Here is a 4,371-nt window from a genome sequence, read left to right on the forward strand (position 1 = left end):
TCGATTACATCGCCCGGCAGCGCGCGAAAAGCATAGGCGCGATGGCAGTGGAATCTCATAATTAAGGGCAAAAAATATCCCCGAACGCGTCGTGTCTCAGATTTAAGGGCAACGCGACATCTGCCTTGCCGCCATTGCCTCCGCCCAATCACGTCCACTGGTAAAGGCTGCGTTGTGCAGCATGGACATCGACGTCTACGCACGAGTTGCCCTGCTTCGCGCCTACGATAAGGAGCCCCGACTGCTTGCAACCGTCGACCAGATTGCTCAGCGGATGCGACTACGCGTCGGCGGTTCAGCCACCTCATCTCAAATTTAAGGGCAAGAAAGGCCGGAAAACGCGCCGTGTCTCGGATTTAAGGGCAAGGCGACACCCACTTCCGAGAGAACCAGGAACGGTTGCCTGACCATGCTGCGGCTGCCATCCATGCGTTGATCTGCCAAGCGGAGGCGATTGCCGATCAGGCTGAGGCCCTGGAGAAACGGATCCTCGAGTGGCACCGGACGCACGAGACGAGCCGGCGACTGGCGACCATTCCCGGTATCGGACCGATCACCGCCAGCGCAATTGCTGCAAATGTTCCGGATCCGAGCCTGTTCCGCTCGGCACGACAGTTCGCGGCCTGGCTAGGCCTGACGCCACGGGCGAACTCAAGCAGTGGCAAGGATCGACAGACCGGGATCAGCAAGCAGGGTGATGGATATATCCGGCGACTGCTCGTTTCCGGCGCGACTGCGGTGCTTCGCTTTGCAAGGCAGGGCGATGCCGGCAAGGCTTGGATGCTTGGGCTTAAAGCACGCAAGCGACCGAAAGTCGTTGCGGTCGCGCTCGCCAACAAGACTGCCCGGATCGCTTGGGCGCTCCTGCGCCGCAACGAGATCTACGCGGCCCCTGTCTCCTGAGCGCGGAACCGCTGACGGAATGCGTGAAGCTGAGAAGAGATGACAAACCGGTCGAACCGGGGATCGGGACACCCCAGGGGGTCAAGGCGCAGAAAGCGCGCAATTTTGATTGGGACCCGATCCGCGGACTTCATCTGGGCCAGCGGCTAGACCGCACCACAAAGGCCGTAGACATGACTGCTTTCGGCATAGGCGCGTCAATTCCCAGCTTGCGCAGCAGGGGTCGTCCAGACATGGGAACACTTGCCCTCGCCAGAGATGCCCACTGCGCGTTGGCGACGGTCCACCAATGACTTGCGCCACCGGACCTGTGGGGGAACCGGCGCAGCGCCAGTTCCCCATCGGCTCATTCTGCCGGAACCCAGGGCCGGTTATAGGCTGCCACGCGCCAATCACCGTGTTCGATGAACCGGGGGGCGCTCCCGGTTTCCAGCGCCTCGGCTGCGGCGTTCAGCGCCTCGGGCGATGTCTCGGGCCAGGCGCCCGTTTCGATCCGTTCGACCAGGGTCTCGACGATGGCCGTGCTTTCGGCAGCCGTGAACTCGCAATGGCCCGTGCCCTGGACCAGCGACTGCCGATACAGATCGCCGGTACCCTGCTCCTGCACCAGCGCGCCGTAGCCTTCCATCAGCGTGTAGGGAATGGCCCAGTCGCCCAGCATGTGGATGCGGATCGCCGGAACCTGCAGATCGCCGGTCGTCGTGCGCCCGTCTGCGGCCCAGAAATCGCGCGCATAATCCGAGGCCGCGATGCGGGGGGCGGCGTCGATCCTGGCAATGTCGGCCTGAAGGTCCAAACCGGCCTGTTCGTAGAGCGCCTCAACCGTCCGCGCCATCGCGGGTGCGGCATTCTGGTAGAAGGCGGCATAGTCGACCCCCTCGTTCCCGGAAAGTTGCTGCCCCGATGCGGCGTTTTCGAACAGAAGCCGCGAGGTCCCGCCAACATTACCGCCGATGCGCAGCGCCGAGGCCACGATCATGTCGGCCATGGCGCCGGCATCCGCGGTGTCGGGTAGTTCGGTCCCCTCGACCATCCACGGCGACCACTGTCCGATGGCGAAGGCAAGCGCCAGCCGCGCGCGGCCCTCCGGGCTTTCGCCCGCCGTTTCGATGGCGGCCATCCAGGACGCACGGATCGCGTCAAGGCTGCGCTCGCCACCCGCTCCGGCATTGGGCAGGCCGACGATGGCGAGATCGCTGGCCGGACCGTGCCCAGCGGCCTCATAGCTTTCGCCCAGCAGGGTCTGCATGGCGAACCAGCCATCCAGGAAACTGCTCATGATCCAGACCGGCGTATGGGCGGCAAGCACGGCGGCACCGTCGATCCTGTCCGGGTAATCCTCGGCCGAAGCGAGGCTGTCGAGCCCTCCGCCAGAACAGCCGTATTGCAGCACCATGTCAGGAGCGCGCTCCAGGTCCGTGAAAATGTCCTGAACAGCTTGTAGATTCAGGATTTCACGCTGCGGATCGTATTGCCACAGGCGCAGCGGGTGCCGGGCGAGCCCGGCGAAGGCATAGCCACGACCGAGCAGGTCGTCATACCGCTGGACCGCTGACGCGACCGAAACGTTGCTGGCGAAATCCAGATCCCTGAGTAGTCGACCATTCCAGTTCTCGGGCACGCGGATCAGCCATGCCGTCCCGTCCGGCAGGGTTCCCGCATGTTCGTTGAAGGCGGGCTGCTCCTGCGCCGACGCGAGCGGGGCGAAGCCCGCGGTCAGAGCGAGGCAAAGCACCACCATTCCGGTCCGCGAACGCGGGCCGACCAAATTGGCTGTCCGTGACATGAATTTCCTCCAGTTTGATTTTGATGCAGCGATGAAATCCGGCTCCTCTTCCGGGGAACCATCGCCGGGAAAAACATAGATAGCTAATTATTAGTGTCAAGGGCTCTGATGCACAAATCGGCTTAAGGCCGAGGTTCCCCTTTCCCCGGACGGACTTATCCCACAGCTTCCGTGACGGGTATTCCGAGCGCGGTGTAGCCGTTCAGGACGGCGATGCGGACCTGGAGTTCGGCGACCTGTCGATCGAAGTCCCGTGCCATGAGCCGCTGGCCCAGCAACTTGATACAATGCATCTTTGTCTCGACGCGGCTTCGGCGGTGGTATCCACTCCATCGTCGCCAGAGCGCGCGGCCCAGGTATTTCGCCGCGCGCAGGGCCTCATTTCGCGCCACGGCTCCGGCGGTGATCGTCTTCCAGGGCTTCGCGTTCTTGCGGGGCGGGATGACGGCATGGGCACCGCGATCTGCAATCGCATCGTGGCATTTGCGCGTGTCGTAGGCGCCATCAGCCGTAACGCTACCGATTTCCTGGTCCTGCGGGATTTGGTCGAGAAGGTGGGTAGGATGGGCGCATCACCGATGTGGCTCCCGGTGACTTCGACGGCCCGGATCTCCAACGTTTCTTCATCGATCCCAAGGTGGAGCTTGCGCCAGACGCGCCGTTTCGGGCCGCCATGCTTGCGTGCGTGCCACTCGCCTTCACCTTCGACCTTGATCCCGGTGCTGTCGATCAGCAGGTGCAACGGCCCCTTGGAGCCGCGGTAGGGGATGTTCACGGCCAAGGTCTTCTGGCGGCGAGATAGCGTGCTGAAGTCGGGCACCGTCCAGTTCAGGCCGACCAGCCGTAGCAGGCTCTCGACGAACCCGGTCGTCTGCCGGAGCGCCATGCCGAACAGCACTTTCATCGAGAGGCACGTCTGGATAGCGGCATCGCTGTAGGTCTGCTGGCGGCCACGCCTGCCTGTCGGCGCGGCATCCCAGCTCATCTCGGGGTCAAACCAGATCGTCAGCGAGCCCCGGCGCTTGACTGCTTCATTGTAGGCTGGCCAGTTCCTGGTCTTGTAGGTCGGGGGTATGGGTCTGCTCATGCAGCCTGACTAACAGACTGGATTCGCAAGGTGAAACCTTCACAGCATTTGCGCAACATGTATAACCGCCCCTTGCGCAAGAGGGTTTCTGGATCAGTTTCGCGCGGTGTCGGGTGCTGACATGTATCCGGCCTCTGTTGCGGCCATCATCACGCCGCGGGCCCGTATGGTGTTCGCAGGTCGGGTCCAGATCAAAGCCGCGTGCTCGATGGCACTCTGTTGCGCTCTGGTTCTCCCGATCCCGTCTCACGACCGTGCGCCAAACGTCTCCTTGCCCTCTTCCGCTCCGACGTCCTCGCGACCAGTGACGGCTTACGCCGCAGCGGTCGGAGACTGGTAGGCGCCGCCTCGGGCCATCAGCGCCCAGACGATCCGCGCCATTTTGTTCGCCAGCGCGACCCGCACCAGCATCGGCGGCTTGCGCGTCAGCATCTCGCCAAGCCATGTGCCCGGCCGGGCAGCGGCATGAACATGCCTGTCGCGTAGCCCTTAATTGTGAGATGAGAAATCCAACGAAATCAACGGCCTTGCTTTGCCCTTAAATATGATATTTTGCCTTTAAATCCGATATTTTTGCCCTTAAACCTGAGACAGG

Annotated in this window: 1 protein-coding gene and 3 pseudogenes; 1 reads left to right on the plus strand and 3 read right to left on the minus strand. The window is 62.8% G+C overall.

Annotated features, from left to right (window positions below):
* Positions 1 to 378: 378 nt before the first annotated feature.
* Positions 379 to 903, plus strand: a pseudogene (locus tag KJP28_RS19745) (IS110 family RNA-guided transposase); the annotation flags it as partial.
* A 346-nt stretch (positions 904 to 1,249) separates the two neighbouring features.
* Here the strand turns inward: KJP28_RS19745 and KJP28_RS19750 are convergent.
* From KJP28_RS19750 to KJP28_RS19760, 3 genes and pseudogenes are all read right to left on the minus strand, one after another.
* Complete coding sequence (locus KJP28_RS19750) at positions 1,250 to 2,689, minus strand: hypothetical protein (protein WP_246146646.1); 1,440 nt, start codon at positions 2,687 to 2,689, stop codon at positions 1,250 to 1,252.
* A gap of 155 nt (positions 2,690 to 2,844) precedes the next feature.
* Positions 2,845 to 3,698 (minus strand): annotated as a pseudogene (locus tag KJP28_RS19755) (IS5 family transposase).
* A gap of 390 nt (positions 3,699 to 4,088) precedes the next feature.
* Positions 4,089 to 4,253 (minus strand): annotated as a pseudogene (locus KJP28_RS19760) (IS110 family transposase); the annotation flags it as partial.
* Positions 4,254 to 4,371: the final 118 nt, after the last annotated feature.

The sequence above is a fragment of the Maritimibacter dapengensis genome (genome assembly GCF_019218265.1).
In the GTDB taxonomy this organism is placed as follows: Bacteria; Pseudomonadota; Alphaproteobacteria; order Rhodobacterales; family Rhodobacteraceae; genus Maritimibacter; species Maritimibacter dapengensis.